The following is a 14,660-nucleotide window of genomic DNA, read 5'->3' as shown; positions in this document are numbered from 1 at the left end:
GTCACCGTGTACGGTTACGCGCCCGCGACGGCCACCAAGCCCAGTTCCGCGTCGGACGCGAGCAGCGCATTGTGGGGAAGCACACGGACCGTGTACCCGACAGCACCCGACAGCGGGACCGGAGCCTGAATCGAATACAGCTCGCTGCCCTCGTCGGTGCCGAGGTGGCGCATCTCGATCGTGGTCGTATCGGAGAGGTCGTCGGTCGGCGAGACCCGGCCGAGTACCGCCTGCACCACCACATCCGACGGCGCGAGCCCGCCGAGGTCGATGCGCGCGTGCAGGGACAGGTCCGCGCCGATCACCGGGGTATCGGGCAGCCCCGAGCTGTCGACCTGCGCGATCCGCACCGACGGCCACGCGGCGTCGACGCGCCTGCGGTACTCGGCGACCTCCGCGGCGCCCGCGAATGTGTCGGCGGCGGCCCGGCCGAACGCGGCGGCCGCGGGCCCGTAGTACTGCTCGGCGTAGTCGCGCACCATCCGCGAGGCCAGGACTTTCGGGCTGGTGGTCTGCAGGGTGTGGCGCACCATCTCGGTCCAGCGGACCGGCACATCGCTCGCGTCGCGGTCGTAGAAGCGCGGCGCCACCGTGCGTTCGACGAGTTCGTAGAGCGCCGAGGCCTCGAGATCGTCGCGGCGGGATTCGTCGCGGACACCGTCGGCGGTGGGGATGGCCCAGCCGTTCTCGCCGTCGAACATCTCGTCCCACCAGCCGTCGCGGATGGACAGGTTGAGGCCGCCGTTGAGCGCGGACTTCATGCCCGAGGTGCCGCACGCCTCGAGCGGGCGCAGCGGATTGTTCAGCCACACATCGCAACCCCAGTACAGGTAGCGGGCCATCGACATGTCGTAGTCGGGCAGGAAGACGATGCGATGACGCACCTCGGGATCGTCGGCGAACCGCACCACCTGCTGGATCAGCGCCTTGCCGCCGTCGTCGGCGGGGTGGCTCTTGCCCGCCACCACCAGCTGCACCGGACGTTCGGGGTCGAGCAGCAGCGCGCGCAGACGTTCGGGGTCGCGCAGCATGAGGGTGAGCCGCTTGTAGGTGGGGACGCGGCGGGCGAAACCGATGGTGAGCACGTTCGGATCGAAGACGTCGTCGATCCAGCCGAGTTCGGCGTCGGCGGCGCCGCGCTGTCGCCAGGAATCGCGCAGCCTGCGCCGCACTTCGTCGATCAGGACGCCGCGCAACGTGTTTCGCGTCGACCACAGCTGACCGAGGTCGACGTCGCTGAGCTTCTCCCAGCCCCGCGCCTCCTCGACCAGCTCTGGCCCGACGAGTTCGCGTGCCTTGTCGATCCATTCGCGCGCGGCCCAGGTCGGGGCGTGCACGCCGTTGGTGACCGAGCCGATCGGCACCTCGGCCGCGTCGAATCCGGGCCACAGCGCCGCGAACATCTCCCGGCTGACCTCGCCGTGCAGTTTCGATACCCCGTTGGCGCGCTGGGCCATACGCAGACCCATATGCGCCATGTTGAACACCGAGGGATCGCCCTCGCGCCCGAACGCGAGGATCCGGTCCACGGAAAGCCCCGGCAGCAGCGCGGATTCGGACTCGCCGTGCGAGCCGCCGAAGTACCTGCGCACCAACGGCATCGGGAAACGGTCGATGCCCGCGGGCACCGGGGTGTGCGTGGTGAAAACGGTTCCCGCCCGCACCGCGGCCAGCGCGGTCTCGAAATCCATTCCGCCCGCGATGAATTCACGCATGCGCTCGACACCGAGGAAACCCGCGTGGCCCTCGTTCATGTGGAAGACATCGGGATCGGGCAGGCCGTTGGCCCGGGTGTAGGCGCGCACGGCGCGCACGCCGCCGATACCCGCCAGGATCTCCTGCTTGATGCGGTGGTCCTGGTCGCCGCCGTAGAGCCGGTCGGTGACGGCCCGCAGTTCGGGGTCGTTCTCGGCGATATCGGAATCGAGCAGCAGCAACGGAATCCGCCCCACCTGCGCGATCCACACCCGTGCCCGCAGGACACGCCCCTCGGACATGCCGACGTGGATGAGCACCGGCGAACCGTCACTGGTGAGCAGACGCAGCGGCAGGCCCTGCGGATCGAGCGCCGGATAGTGCTCCATCTGCCAGCCGTCGGCCGACAGCGATTGCCGGAAATACCCGGAGCGGTACAGCAGCCCCACGCCGATCAGCGGCAGCCCGAGATCCGAGGCGGCCTTGAGATGATCACCGGCGAGGATGCCGAGGCCGCCGGAGTAGTTCGGCAGCACCTCGGTGACACCGAACTCCATCGAGAAATAGGCGATCCCGGCGATGTCGGTGCCGGTCTGCTCCTGGAACCAGCGCGGCCGCGTCAGGTAGTCCGCCAGACCCGCGGCGGCCGCGTCGACGCGCGCGATGTAGGCCGGGTCGGCGGCGAGCTCGTCGAGCCGCTCGGCAGGGACCTCACCCAGCATCCGTACCGGGTCCTGACCGACGGTTCGCCACAACTCGGGGTCGAGCTCGGCGAACAGATCCTGCGTCGGGCCGTGCCACGACCACCGCAGGTTGGTCGACAACTCACCCAGCGCGGCGAGCCGCTCCGGCAAATGGGCACGGACAGTGAACCGACGAAGTGCCTTCACCCCGGAAGAATAAACGATCGCGCCCGCACTGGGGGTCTAGGTGAATTGGGCAGCGAACTCGGGGCTCGGCGGGACCTCGGTGATCACGTCGATCAGGACGCCGGCGGGGTCGGCGACGATGAAGTGGCGCTGGCCGAAGTCTTCGGTGCGCAGGTCGAGCTCGGCGCGCAGGCCGCCGGTTTTCACGAGTCGGTCCCACTCGGCGTCGACATCGTCGACCTCGAAGTTCAGCACCACACCCTGGACGGGTTTTCCGAAGCCCGCCGGAATCGTGGGGTGGGTGGGGTCGAGCAGAGCCAGTTCGTAGGTCGGCTCGTCGCCGGCACCCGGTCGCCGCAGGCTGACGTACCAGTCCGCCTCGAAGACGATCTCGAAGCCGAACCAGGCCGTGTAGAAGTCGCGCGATTCCGCGATCCGGGTGGTGGCGAGAACGGGGTAGTAGCTGCTGAGTTTCATGGCGTCACCTTTCACATACCGTTGGTATGTGTCGTACCGTAGTTCACATACCAGCGGTAGGTCAATGGGAGGACGGCCGATGACATCGACAGCACGGACGCGGCAACGCGAGGAGACGCGGCGCATCCTGCTGCACGAGACCAGGGCGCTGTTCGCCGCGAAAGGCTATGCCGCAGTGGGGCTGTCGGAGATCGTGACGTCCGCCGGGGTCACCAAGGGCGCGCTGTACCACCACTTCGACAGCAAGGCCGACCTGTTCCGCGCGGTCCTCACGCAGGTGCAGGAGGAGGTGGGCGCGCAGGTGGCCGCTGCCGCGGACACCGAGTCCGACCCCTGGACGCAGCTCACCACCGGCTGCGCCGCGTTCCTGCGAGCCTGCGCCGACCCCCGTGTCCAGCGCATCCTGCTGATCGACGGCCCCGCCGTCCTCGGCTGGCACGAATGGCGGGCCATGGACGAAGCCAACTCGGCCCGCCACCTCGACGAGGCCCTGCAAACCCTCGTCGACGCCGGTGTCCTTCCTCCACAACCGATCGCCCCACTGACCCAACTGCTCTCCGGTGCGATGAACGAAGCCGCGCTGTGGCTGGCCACAACCACCGACCCCGACGCGCTGACCGGCACCATCGCCGCCCTCGACCGCCTCCTCGCGGGGCTGCGCAGCACCTGACCCAAAGAAATCGGTTCGCCATCCCCCGGCGCTCCGTGTCACCATGCACCGATGCCGCACTGGGTCGATGTCCTGCCCGAATTCCTGGTCGCCGCCATCATCTTGGCCGCGCTTCCCGGACCCGCGACGGCGCTGTTCCTGCAGCGATCGGTGCGTGACGGGCGGTCCGCCGGTCTGGCCGCGGTGGTGGGCAACGAGATCGGCATACTCGGCTGGACGCTCGCGGGCGGCACCGGGTTGTCGATCCTGCTGGCGGCCAACCGCTGGCTCAACACCACCATGCACGTCGTGGGTGCCGCGGTGCTGATCTGGCTCGGCGTGCAGTCGTGGCGCCATGCCCGCGGCCACCACGACGAGTTCGGCGCCGCGCTCACCGCGAAACTGCCCGGCGGCAACACTCCCGCCGCTGCCTTCCGCGCCTCACTGATCTCGATCGCCGCCAACCCGAAGGCCGCCGTCTTCGGCATGACGATCCTGCCCCAGTTCCTCCCGGACGAAGGGCCCGTCATCCCCACCCTGCTCATCCTCGCCACCATCCAGGTCGTCGTCGACGGCGCCTGGTGCGTAGCAGTGGTGCTGGCCGCCGACCGAGCGGGCGCCTGGCTGCGCCGCGCGACAATCCGCCAACGGATGGAACGAACCCTCGCCGCCATCCTGGTCGCCCTCGGCCTCGGCCTGGCCGCGGATACCCGCTGAACACCACGTCCTCCCCCCGGCCGCCGGCGCTCCCCACCCAGCGAAAATGCAGTAAGTTAGCCGAGTGACCGGCCGGATTGCCATCGATGACATCGCCCCGTCCATTCCCGGCGGCCGCCCGGCCAAAGCCGCAGTCGGCGAGGTGTTCCCTGTCCGCGCCGTCGTCTGGCGCGAGGGTCACGACGCGGTAGCCGCCACCCTGGCGGTCCGCGCTCCCGGCTCCTCCCGGATCACCCGTGTCCGGATGACGCCCGATTACCAACCCGACGTGTTCAACGGCCTCTTCACCCCCCACCTCCCCGGCGTGTGGACCTACCGCGTCGAAGGCTGGAGCGACCCCGTCGCCACCTGGCGAAGCGCGGTCGAGGCGAAGTTGTCGGTCGGCCAGTCCGCCGCCGACCTCGCCAACGACCTCGAGATCGGCGCCGTCCTGTTCGAACGCGCCGCCCAGGCTGTCCCGAAGAAGCAGTTCGAACGCCTGCGCGCCGCCGCCACCGCCCTGCGCGGTGACGAACAACTCCCGGCCAGGGTCGCGCCCGCGTTCTCCGAGGAGGTCGCCGAGATCCTGCGCGCCACCCCGCTGCGCGAGATGGTCACCCGCGGCACCCAGTTCTCGGTCCTGGTCGAACGCCGCCGCGCCCTGGTCGGCTCCTGGTACGAGTTCTTCCCGCGCTCCACCGGTGGTCGCGACGCCGACGGCGCCCCGATCCACGGCACCTTCGCCACCGCGGCCCGCGAACTCCCCCGCATCGCCGGCATGGGGTTCGATGTCGTCTACCTCCCGCCGATCCACCCGGTCGGCGAGGTGAATCGCAAGGGCCGCAACAACAGTCTCACCACCGAACCCGGCGACGTGGGCTCACCCTGGGCCATCGGCTCGGCGGACGGCGGACACGATGCGGTGCACCCGTTGCTGGGCACCGAGCGCGACTTCACCGAATTCATCTCCGAGGCAACCGCTCTCGGCCTGGACGTCGCCATCGACCTGGCCCTGCAATGTGCCCCCGACCACCCGTGGGTCGCCGCCCACCCGGAGTGGTTCACCACCCTGCCCGACGGCACCATCGCCTATGCCGAGAACCCACCGAAGAAGTACCAGGACATCTACCCGGTCAACTTCGACAACGATCCCGACGGTCTCTACGCCGAGATCCTGCGGGTGGTCCGGCACTGGATCTCCTTGGGCGTCACCATCTTCCGCGTGGACAACCCGCACACCAAGCCCGCCGATTTCTGGGAATGGCTGATCACCGAACTGCGCCGCACCGACCCCGAGGTGATCTTCCTGTCCGAAGCGTTCACCCGTCCGGCCCGCCTCTACGGCCTGGCCCGCCGCGGCTTCAGCCAGTCGTACACGTATTTCACCTGGCGCGTGCACAAGTGGGAACTCACCGAGTTCGGCTACGAGATCGCCGCCAAGGCCGACGAGGCCAGGCCCAACCTGTTCGTGAACACCCCCGACATCCTGCACGAGAGCCTCCAGTACGGCGGCCCCGGCATGTTCGCCATCCGCGCCGCCCTCGCCGCCACCCTGTCCCCCACCTGGGGCGTGTACTCCGGTTTCGAGCTGTTCGAACACGAGGCGGTCCGCGAGGGCAGCGAGGAGTACCTCGATTCGGAGAAGTACGAACTGCGTCCCCGCGATTTCGCCGGCGCCCTCGAACGCGGTGAATCGCTGGAACCGTGGCTCACCCGCCTGAACGAGATCCGCCGCAATCACCCGGCGCTGCAGCAGTTGCGCTGCATCCACTTCCATCACGTCGACAACGACGCGCTGATCGCCTACTCCAAAGTCGACCCGGCCACCGGCGACGCGGTGCTGGTCATCGTGAATCTGAACCCCTATGCCGCCGAGCAGGGCCACATTTCACTCGATCTCCCCGCCATCGGCCGCGAATGGCACGACCACCCGGTGGTCTTCGACGAGGTGAGTGGCGAGGAATACCACTGGGGCCAGCAGAATTTCGTGCGCCTCGACCCCACGCGTGCGGTCGCGCACATCCTGTCACTGCCCGCAGTCCCGGCCGCGGCCCGCGCACCGCTGGCCTACCGCGAGACACTGTGATGAAGCGCCGCGATCTCCTGCTGCTGGCCGCGGGCACCCATCCCGACCCACACACCGTCCTCGGCGCGCACGCCCACGCCGACGGCACCGCGGTCCGTGTCCTGCGCCCCCACGCCGACACTGTGACGGTTCTCGTCGGGGAGTCCGAACATCGGCTGAAGTCGCTGGGTCACGGCATCTTCGACGCGATCCTGCCGTATCCACAGATCGACGACTACCGGATCCGCGCCGAGTACCCCGGCGGCCAGACCGTGATCTCGGCCGACGGCTACCGCTTCCTGCCTACCGTCGGCGAGCTCGACCTGCACCTCATCGGCGAAGGCAGGCACACCCGCCTCTGGGAGGTTCTCGGCGCCCATCCGCGCCACTACACAACCCTCGACGGCGACGTCGACGGCACCTCCTTCGCGGTGTGGGCCCCGAATGCCCGCGGCGTCACCGTCTTCGGTGATTTCGATCACTGGAGCGGCACCTCGGCCCCGATGCGCGCGCTGGGCAATTCCGGTGTGTGGGAGGTGTTCGTGCCCGGCGTCGGGCCGGGCACACGGTACAAGTACCGGATCCACGGCGCCGACGGCCGCGTCGTGGATCACGCCGACCCCCTTGCCTTTTCGACCGAGATACCGCCCGCCACCGCCTCGGTGGTGTCCCGCACCGACCACGTGTGGACCGACAGCGCCTGGCTCGACCGACGCGCGAGAACCGACGCGGTCAGCTCCCCCATGAGCGCCTACGAAATCCACCTCGGTTCCTGGCGACCCGGCCTCGACTACCGCGAATTGGCCCACCAGCTGGCCGATTACGTCCGCGCGACCGGATTCACCCACGTGGAGCTGCTGCCGGTCGCCGAGCACCCCTTCGGCGGCTCGTGGGGATACCAGGTCACCTCGTACTACGCCCCGACCTCACGTTTCGGCAGTCCCGACGACTTCCGCTACTTCGTCGACCACCTCCACAACGCGGGCATCGGCGTGCTGCTCGACTGGGTCCCCGCGCACTTCCCCCGCGACGAATGGGCACTCGCCCGTTTCGACGGCACCCCACTCTACGAACACCCCGACCCGCGCCGCGGCGAGCAACTCGACTGGGGCACCTACGTTTTCGACTTCGGGCGCAACGAGGTCCGCAACTTCCTGGTCGCCAACGCGGCCTTCTGGATCTCCGAATTCCACATCGACGGCCTGCGCGTCGACGCCGTCGCCTCGATGCTGTACCTGGACTACTCCCGACCCGACGGCGGCTGGGAGCCCAACATCTATGGCGGCCGGGAGAATCTGGAAGCGGTCGACTTCCTGCAGGAACTCAACGACACCGTGCACGGCGCCCATCCCGGCGTGGTCACCATCGCCGAGGAGTCGACCACCTGGCCCGGCGTCACCCGCGGCACCGACGTCGGCGGCCTCGGTTTCACCATGAAGTGGAACATGGGCTGGATGCACGACACCCTCGGCTACCTGGGTCGCGACCCGATCCACCGCTCCTGGCACCACAACGAGATGACGTTCTCGCTGGTCTACGCGTGGAGTGAGAACTACGTCCTGCCGATCAGCCACGACGAGGTCGTGCACGGCAAAGGCACCCTGTGGACCCGCATGCCCGGCGACGACTTCGCCAAGGCGAGCGGCGTGCGCGCCCTGCTCGCCTACATGTGGGCCCACCCCGGCAAGCAACTGCTGTTCATGGGCCAGGAATTCGGCCAGTTCCGCGAATGGGACAACGACCGCGGCCTGGACTGGCAGGAACTGGAAAACCCACTCCACCAGGGCATTTCGACGATGGTCGCCGACCTCAATCGCACCTACACCGCCCACCCCGCACTGTGGACCCAGGACGCCACCCCCGGCGGCCACTCCTGGATCGAAGCCGACGACAGCACCGCCAACGTCTTCGCCTTCCTCCGCTGGGGCACCGACGGCAGCGCGGTGGCGGCCGTCTTCAACTTCTCTGGTTCGATCCGCGAGAACTACCGCATCGGCCTGCCCCACCCCGGCGCCTGGCACGAAATCCTCAACACCGACGCCCACGAATACGCGGGCTCCGGCATCGGCAACCTCGGCATCGTCACCGCCGTCGACACCCCCAGCCACGGTCACCCCGCCTCGGCCACCGTCACCATGGCGCCCCACAGCGCCCTCTGGCTGTCCTGGACGGTCTAACGATCCAGGTCGACCCGAATCGTCAGCAGGTCGGTACCGAACGCCCGCACCGCGGTGCTGTTGTAGCGCGGCAGCTGCCGCAGTCTGGCTCGCGCGTCGTCCTCGGGCAGCAGCACGGCGGTTCCCGCGTACCACCGTCCGCCCAGGCGCACCCTGACCTTGTTGTCGGCTTTGATGTTGCGCACATACTGCGAGCGATCCCCGAACTCGGAGACCAGCCAGAACTCGTCGCCGACGCGGCGACCACCGATCGGCGTGACCCGCGGCTGCCCACTCACCCGCCCGACCGTCTCGAGCAACTGCTGACCGGGCAGTCTGCCCAGTATCGGATTCAGTCGCCGCTGCAACGCGGTGACAATCCGATGCTGAATATCGTTCTTGGACGCCATATTTCGACCGTAGCACCGCTCATGCGCAGCGAAGCCGCCCCGGCGGTGTTCGGCCGGGGCGGCTTCGAAGCGATATGAGCACGGCAGTCCGTCGACGGTGAACCGATCGGAACTGGGCGGTGGGTGTCAGTACAGGGCGGCGGCGAGCTTGCGGCGGGCCGCGATCACGAAGGGCTCGGCGGGGTCGAACAGCTCGAACAGTTCGAGCAGGCGAGTGCGAGCCTTGGTGCGGTCGTCGCCCGCGGTGCGCTTGACGATCGCGATGATCCGTTCGAAGGCCGCCTCGGGGCGCTGTTCGAACATTTCGACGTCGGCGGCGTCGAGGGCGGCATCCAGGTTCGCCGGGTCGGCGTCGGCGGTGGCCACCACCGCCGGATCGAGCTGCTGGGCCCTGGTCAGGAAGCGCAGCTGGCGCAGGGCCGCCTTGGCTTCCTCGTTGCCGGGTTCCTCGGCGATGATCGCCTCGTAGGCCGCCTCGGCGCCGGCGAAGTCACCTTCGGACAGCTTGTCCTCGGCGTCGACGAAGCGCGGATCCTCGACCTCGGGTTCGGCGGGTGCCGCGTCGGGGTCGCCCTCGAGCTTGCCCGCGGTCGCGTCCATCACCGCGTCGAGCCACTGGCGTACCTGCGGGTCCGGCTGCGCGCCTTCGAAGTCGGCCAGCGGCTGCCCGCCCGCCACCGCGATCACCGTCGGAATGCCCTGCACACGCAGCGCCTGGACGATGTTCATATTGGGTTCGGCCTCGATCACGGCCAGATCCCAGGCGCCGCGGTCTTCGGCGTTGAACCGTTCGAGCGTGCGAACCAGCTCGACGCTGCCCGCACTGCGCTGCGAGAACAGCGCGACCACCACGGGCACCTGCGTCGAGCGCCGGATCACCTTGGCTTCGAAATCCGCCTCGGTGACCGTGTGGTTCCCCGAGGCCGGAGCAGCAGCGGCACCGCCGGGCGCGGCGGGCGGCTGCTTCAGCGCGGACAGATCCACCGCGCCGGACATGGCGGCGGCAGCGGCGGGCGAAGGACGGCGGGCAGCGGGTCGAGTCACGGTTTCCAGTTTGTCACGAAGCCGTCGGCGCGGCAGCCGCGGAGCCCTTGCTCGCGTCGGCGCTCAGCTCGCCCAGCTGACCGGTGCGCACTGCCCAGACCTCGAAGATCACGGTGAACAGCGGCGGAATGCTCGACGCCAGCGCCAGCACCGTGGTCTTCCAGTTCCAGTTCAGCTCACGCGAGGCCAGCAGCGCGGAGAGCACGAACAGCACGAAGATCCCGCCGTGGACCGGGCCGAAGATCTTCACGCCGATCTCGTTGCCCTCCGCGGGCAGGTACTTGAACGCCATACCGGTCAGCAGACCGATCCAGGACAGCGCCTCGAGCACCGCGAAGAACCGGAACCGGCTGGCCGTTGACCGCAAATCGAAGAAACCCATGCCCACTATTGTGCCGCATGATCTACGACACCACGTAGTTGGACCGGTCACAACAAAAGCCCCGGTACTCGCGCGGAGTACCAGGGCTTTCGTGGTCGAACAGGATCAGGCGGGAACGCGGATGATCAGCGCGTCGCCCTGGCCGCCACCGCCACACAGCGCGGCGGCACCGACGCCACCACCGCGACGCTTCAGCTCCAGCGCCAGGTGCAGCAGGATGCGCGCGCCCGACATGCCGAGCGGGTGCCCGATGGCGATGGCGCCACCGTTGACGTTGACCTTCTCCGGGTCGTAGCCCAGCTTGCGGGTCGAGGACACCCCGACGGCCGCGAACGCCTCGTTGATCTCGATCAGGTCCAGCTCGGCGGGCGTGATGCCCTCCTTCGCGCACGCGGCGAGGATGGCGTTGGCGGGCTGGTCCTGCAGGGTCGAGTCCGGCCCGGCGACCTGGCCCGCGGCGCCGATCTCGGCGATCCACTCCAGGCCCAGCTCCTCGGCCTTGGTCTTGCTCATCACGATCACCGCGGCCGCGCCGTCGGAGATCTGCGAGGCGGTGCCCGCCGTGACGGTGCCGTCCTTGCGGAAGGCCGGGCGCAGCTTGCCCAGCGATTCGACGGTGGTGTCGGCGCGAATGCCCTCGTCCTCGGTCACGTAGACCGGGTCACCCTTGCGCTGCGGCACGGCGACCGGCACGACCTCGTCCTCGAACAGCCCGTTCTTCCACGCGGCGGCGGCGCGCTGGTGCGAGGCCGCGGCCAGCGCGTCCTGCTCCTCGCGGCTCACCTTGTCCAGGTCGTTGCGATCCTCGGTGAGCAGGCCCATGGCCTGGTCGGTGATCACGTCGTGCAGGCCGTCGTAGGCCATGTGGTCGACGAGGGTGGTGTCGCCGTACTTGAAGCCCTCGCGGCTCTTCGGCAGCAGGTGCGGAGTCTGGCTCATCGACTCCATACCGCCGGCCACCACGATCTCGTGCTCCCCCGCGCGGATCAGCTGGTCGGCCAGCGCGATCGCGTTGATGCCCGACAGACAGACCTTGTTGATCAGGATCGACGGCACATCCATCGGGATGCCCGCGGCTATGGCGGCCTGGCGCGCGGGCAGCTGCCCCGCGCCCGCCTGCAGCACCTGGCCGAGGATCACGTAGTCGACCTGCTCGGGCGCGACGCCGCCCTTCTCGAGCGCGGCCTTGATCGCGACACCGGCCAGATCCGAGGCCTTGAAGCCCTTCAGACCGCCCAGCAGCCGACCGACCGGGGTACGCGCACCGGACACGATGACAGAAGTGGTCACGAAAGCCTCGCATTCATTGAGTCGATCCTCGCGGACGCGCACAGCAGCACCGCACGCGTACAGGAGTTGGACTCCACGGTAACCGGTATCGGCCCGCGCCCGGCACGCAGGTCCGCGCTAGCTTCGTGGGGTGACCAATGAGAACTTCATCCCCGCCGACTACGTCATCGCCGTCGACCACGTGGGCATCGCCGTGCCCGACCTGGACACCGCGGTGGCCTGGTACACCGACAACCTCGGCATGGTCGAGACCCACCGCGAGGTGAACGAGGCCCAGGGCGTCGTCGAGGCCATGCTGTCGTGCCCCGCCGCCGCCGACCGCGCGACCGCCCTGCAGTTGCTGGCCCCGCTCACCCCGGAGTCGACCATCGCCAAGTTCATCGACCGCAGCGGTCCCGGACTGCAGCAGCTGGCCTACCGGGTCACCGATATCGAAGCCGTTTCGGGTTTCCTGCGCGGGCGCGGCGTGCGTTTGCTGTACGAAGCCCCACGTCACGGGACCGCCGATTCCCGCATCAATTTCATCCATCCGAAGGATGCTGGCGGTGTGCTGGTCGAGCTCGTGGAGCCGAACCCGGATGTTACGCACTAGTACGCCGGTACTGTCGGTAAATCTCGGCGAGATCACAATCACGGTCGAGTCTCCATAGGCTCGCTCGAGGCTGTATTTTGTGTGCCATGTCGTCACCTGAGTCCGATCGCAATCGCTTCGTTGCACTGCCCTTCACCGTTGTGCGCAAGGGTTATGCGCAAGACGAGGTGCGCAACTACTTCGACCGCTTCGACGCTGAGCTCCGCGTCACCGCCACCGACCGGGACGCTGCCGCAGCGCAGGCCCGCAATCTCGCCAGCCAGCTGGAAGATGCGCGTGACGAGATCGACGAGCTCCGCAAGGAGGTCGACCGGCTTTCCGTGCCGCCGACCACCGCCGAAGGCATGTCCGACCGTATCTCGCGCATGCTGCGCCTGGCCTCGGACGAAGCGTCCGAGGTCCGCGCGCTGGCGCAGGCCGAAGCCGCCGAGATGGTGTCGATCGCCGAGCAGCAGGCCACCGAGATGCGTGGCAAGTACGAGTCGCTGCTCGCGGAGACCAAGGAGAAGCGCGAGGCGCTCGAGATCGAGTTCGAGCAGACCCTCGCGAACGCGCGCACCGAGTCGGCCAAGATCATCGAAGCCGCCCAAGCCGATGTCGAACGTCTGGGCAAGGAGGCCGAAGCCAAGCGCAAGGCCACCCAGCAGGACTTCGAAGCCACCATGAACGATCGGCGTACCAAGCTGACCCGGGCCATGGAGGAGCTCGAGGCCACCAGTCGCGCCGAAGCCGCCCAGCGGATCAAGGACGCGACCGACGAGTCGAACCGCCTGATCAGCTCCGCCACCCAGACCTCCGAGCGCAAGATCGCGCACGCGAAGGAACTGGCCGAGGAGATGCGCGTGCTGCGCGGCCGGGTGCTCGCCCAGCTGCTCGGTATCCGCGGTCAGCTCGATTCCGTGCCTGCCATGCTCGCCGCGGTCAACCGCGAGAGCGAACTGCTCGACGGCACGCCTGAGCGCAAGTCGATCAGCAACAACGGCAACAAGTCGGTGTCGAGCTCGCGTCAGAACAAGGCCATCCCCGAGGTCGCCGACGAGGACATCGTCGATGAGGACCGCGAGAGCGCTGACGTCAACTAACCAGCTGTCGGACTCGTCACGACATTCACCCGGAAAACCGAAGGCCGCCTCGAATCATCGAGGCGGCCTTCGGTTTTCCGTCGCTCGGGTCACGACCAGCGGCGGGTGATGCCGCGGGTGCGCCTGCCGTTCCAGCAACCCTGGTGCCAGTGCCTGCGGTCGTCCTCGCCGCCCTCGACGGCCCAGGCCACGATGTGGGCGACACCGATCGCGATCTCGTGGTCGCAGCCGGGGCACCGATAGGGCTTCACCGCACGAGCGCCGGGAACCGTTCGCACGACATAGGTTTCGTCGCCCGGACCGTCCTCGGTGCGGCCGTACACATCGCCGATCGGCCTAGGCGCCGTAGAACGTCCGCTGCGCGGTCTACGTCGCGGCATGACACTCCTCCTAGAACAGGCGGAAAACGTTGCTCTCCGTGCCGCGTAGCTCGTCGTAATCGAGCGTGAGGCACCGGATTCCACGGTACTCGGCCAGCGTCTTCGCCTGCGGCTTGATCTGCTGTGCCGCGAACACCCCGGCCACCGGGGCCAGCAGCGGGTCGAGGTTGAGCAGTTCGAGGTACCGGGTGAGCTGCTCGACACCGTCGATGTCACCGCGCCGCTTGATCTCCACCGCCACGGTGGCGCCGTCGGCATCGCGGCACAGCAGGTCCACCGGGCCGATCGCGGTCATGTACTCGCGCCGCACCAGGGTGTACCCCTCCCCGAGCTTCGTCACGTGTTCGGCGAGCAGCTCCTGCAGATGCGCTTCGACGCCGTCCTTCACCAGACCGGGGTCGACCCCGAGCTCGTGCGAGGAATCGTGCTCGATCTCCTCGATGGTGATCCGCAATTCCTCGCCGGCCTTGTTGGTCACCACCCACAGCGCCTTCGCCGTCACCGGCTCGGGAGTCTGCCCCTCCCGCAACGGCCGTACGCCGTCGGGCAAGGCGGCGGGCATCGCGTCCGGCACTTCCTGCTCCACCAACCAGCACGGCGGACTCATCCAGTTCAGCGGCTTGTACGAGCCGCCGTCGGAGTGCACGAGCACCGACCCGTCGGCCTTGATCAGCAACAGCCGACGAGCCATCGGAAGGTGGGCGGTCAGTCGACCGACATAGTCGACCTGGCAACGAGCAATGACGAGGCGCACCCAAGCACTGTAGGCGACAGCCCTGGGAACGCAAAAAGGCCCTCCAACCGAAGTTGGAGGGCCTTTCGCAATGATGTTCCGGCAGTGTCCTACTCTCCCACACCCTGTCGAGTGCAGTA

14 protein-coding genes are annotated in these 14,660 nt (G+C 68.3%); 6 read left to right on the top strand and 8 right to left on the bottom strand.

All coding sequences use genetic code 11. The features are described 5' to 3' along the window. Positions 1–14 precede the first annotated feature (14 nt). Positions 15–2,585, bottom strand: coding sequence for an alpha-glucan family phosphorylase (gene glgP, locus ACWF99_RS33515; RefSeq protein ID WP_452538355.1), 2,571 nt, complete (start codon positions 2,583–2,585; stop codon positions 15–17). Positions 2,586–2,621: 36 nt separating this feature from the next. Then, a complete protein-coding gene (locus ACWF99_RS33510; protein WP_378638870.1) occupies positions 2,622–3,041 on the bottom strand; it encodes a VOC family protein in 420 nt (139 codons plus the stop codon). Between the two features lie 79 nt (positions 3,042–3,120). On the opposite strand from ACWF99_RS33510, the gene ACWF99_RS33505 reads away from it, so the two are divergent. From ACWF99_RS33505 to glgB, 4 genes are all read left to right on the top strand, one after another. Continuing rightward, on the top strand, positions 3,121–3,711 hold the full coding sequence (locus tag ACWF99_RS33505; RefSeq protein WP_452538354.1) for a TetR/AcrR family transcriptional regulator: 591 nt from the start codon (positions 3,121–3,123) through the stop codon (positions 3,709–3,711). 51 nt (positions 3,712–3,762) lie between these two features. Next, positions 3,763–4,407: a LysE family translocator gene (locus ACWF99_RS33500; RefSeq protein WP_378638865.1), complete on the top strand. Its 645-nt coding sequence runs from the start codon at positions 3,763–3,765 to the stop codon at positions 4,405–4,407. 64 nt (positions 4,408–4,471) lie between these two features. Next, complete coding sequence (locus tag ACWF99_RS33495; RefSeq protein WP_452538353.1) at positions 4,472–6,472, top strand: maltotransferase domain-containing protein; 2,001 nt, start codon at positions 4,472–4,474, stop codon at positions 6,470–6,472. Beyond that, positions 6,472–8,628 carry a 1,4-alpha-glucan branching protein GlgB gene (gene glgB, locus ACWF99_RS33490; RefSeq protein ID WP_452538352.1) on the top strand — a complete coding sequence of 719 codons (2,157 nt, stop codon included), beginning with the start codon at positions 6,472–6,474 and terminating at the stop codon, positions 8,626–8,628. Before ACWF99_RS33495 ends, glgB begins: the two co-directional genes overlap by 1 nt. Here the strand turns inward: glgB and ACWF99_RS33485 are convergent. The 4 genes from ACWF99_RS33485 to ACWF99_RS33470 form a co-directional block, all read right to left on the bottom strand. Beyond that, positions 8,625–9,017 carry a nitroreductase/quinone reductase family protein gene (locus ACWF99_RS33485; protein WP_378638858.1) on the bottom strand — a complete coding sequence of 131 codons (393 nt, stop codon included), beginning with the start codon at positions 9,015–9,017 and terminating at the stop codon, positions 8,625–8,627. The two genes, glgB and ACWF99_RS33485, sit on opposite strands and share 4 nt — an antisense overlap. Before the next feature lie 126 nt (positions 9,018–9,143). Continuing rightward, a complete protein-coding gene (locus ACWF99_RS33480; RefSeq protein ID WP_378639485.1) occupies positions 9,144–10,013 on the bottom strand; it encodes a tetratricopeptide repeat protein in 870 nt (289 codons plus the stop codon). Between the two features lie 61 nt (positions 10,014–10,074). Continuing rightward, complete coding sequence (locus ACWF99_RS33475; RefSeq protein WP_378639475.1) at positions 10,075–10,443, bottom strand: DUF3817 domain-containing protein; 369 nt, start codon at positions 10,441–10,443, stop codon at positions 10,075–10,077. A gap of 105 nt (positions 10,444–10,548) precedes the next feature. Further along, positions 10,549–11,733, bottom strand: coding sequence for an acetyl-CoA C-acetyltransferase (locus ACWF99_RS33470; protein WP_378639478.1), 1,185 nt, complete (start codon positions 11,731–11,733; stop codon positions 10,549–10,551). A 130-nt stretch (positions 11,734–11,863) separates the two neighbouring features. Between ACWF99_RS33470 and mce the strand changes: the two genes are divergently transcribed. After that, positions 11,864–12,325 carry a methylmalonyl-CoA epimerase gene (gene mce, locus ACWF99_RS33465; protein ID WP_266296146.1) on the top strand — a complete coding sequence of 154 codons (462 nt, stop codon included), beginning with the start codon at positions 11,864–11,866 and terminating at the stop codon, positions 12,323–12,325. An 86-nt stretch (positions 12,326–12,411) separates the two neighbouring features. Continuing rightward, complete coding sequence (locus tag ACWF99_RS33460) at positions 12,412–13,407, top strand: coiled-coil domain-containing protein (RefSeq protein WP_084473310.1); 996 nt, start codon at positions 12,412–12,414, stop codon at positions 13,405–13,407. 89 nt (positions 13,408–13,496) lie between these two features. On the opposite strand, the gene ACWF99_RS33455 is transcribed toward ACWF99_RS33460, so the two are convergent. Beyond that, positions 13,497–13,787, bottom strand: a complete 291-nt coding sequence (locus ACWF99_RS33455) for an ATP/GTP-binding protein (RefSeq protein ID WP_378639481.1) — start codon at positions 13,785–13,787, stop codon at positions 13,497–13,499. Positions 13,788–13,797: 10 nt separating this feature from the next. Further along, the gene (gene nucS, locus ACWF99_RS33450; protein ID WP_378639483.1) at positions 13,798–14,541 is read right to left on the bottom strand and encodes an endonuclease NucS; all 744 of its coding nucleotides are present in this window, start codon (positions 14,539–14,541) and stop codon (positions 13,798–13,800) included. Positions 14,542–14,660 lie beyond the last annotated feature (119 nt).

The sequence above is a fragment of the Nocardia sp. NPDC055002 genome, from assembly GCF_053608825.1.
This window is presented reverse-complemented; position numbering and strand designations above follow the sequence as displayed.

Coding starts and splice junctions, on each gene's coding strand:
- ACWF99_RS33505 (WP_452538354.1), top strand. CDS start 3,121: ATGACATCGACAGCACGGACGCGGCAACGCGAGGAGACGCGGCGCATC.
- ACWF99_RS33460 (WP_084473310.1), top strand. CDS start 12,412: ATGTCGTCACCTGAGTCCGATCGCAATCGCTTCGTTGCACTGCCCTTC.
- ACWF99_RS33485 (WP_378638858.1), bottom strand. CDS start 9,017: ATGGCGTCCAAGAACGATATTCAGCATCGGATTGTCACCGCGTTGCAG.
- ACWF99_RS33480 (WP_378639485.1), bottom strand. CDS start 10,013: ATGTCCGGCGCGGTGGATCTGTCCGCGCTGAAGCAGCCGCCCGCCGCG.
- ACWF99_RS33455 (WP_378639481.1), bottom strand. CDS start 13,787: ATGCCGCGACGTAGACCGCGCAGCGGACGTTCTACGGCGCCTAGGCCG.
- ACWF99_RS33475 (WP_378639475.1), bottom strand. CDS start 10,443: ATGGGTTTCTTCGATTTGCGGTCAACGGCCAGCCGGTTCCGGTTCTTC.
- glgB (WP_452538352.1), top strand. CDS start 6,472: ATGAAGCGCCGCGATCTCCTGCTGCTGGCCGCGGGCACCCATCCCGAC.
- ACWF99_RS33510 (WP_378638870.1), bottom strand. CDS start 3,041: ATGAAACTCAGCAGCTACTACCCCGTTCTCGCCACCACCCGGATCGCG.
- ACWF99_RS33500 (WP_378638865.1), top strand. CDS start 3,763: ATGCCGCACTGGGTCGATGTCCTGCCCGAATTCCTGGTCGCCGCCATC.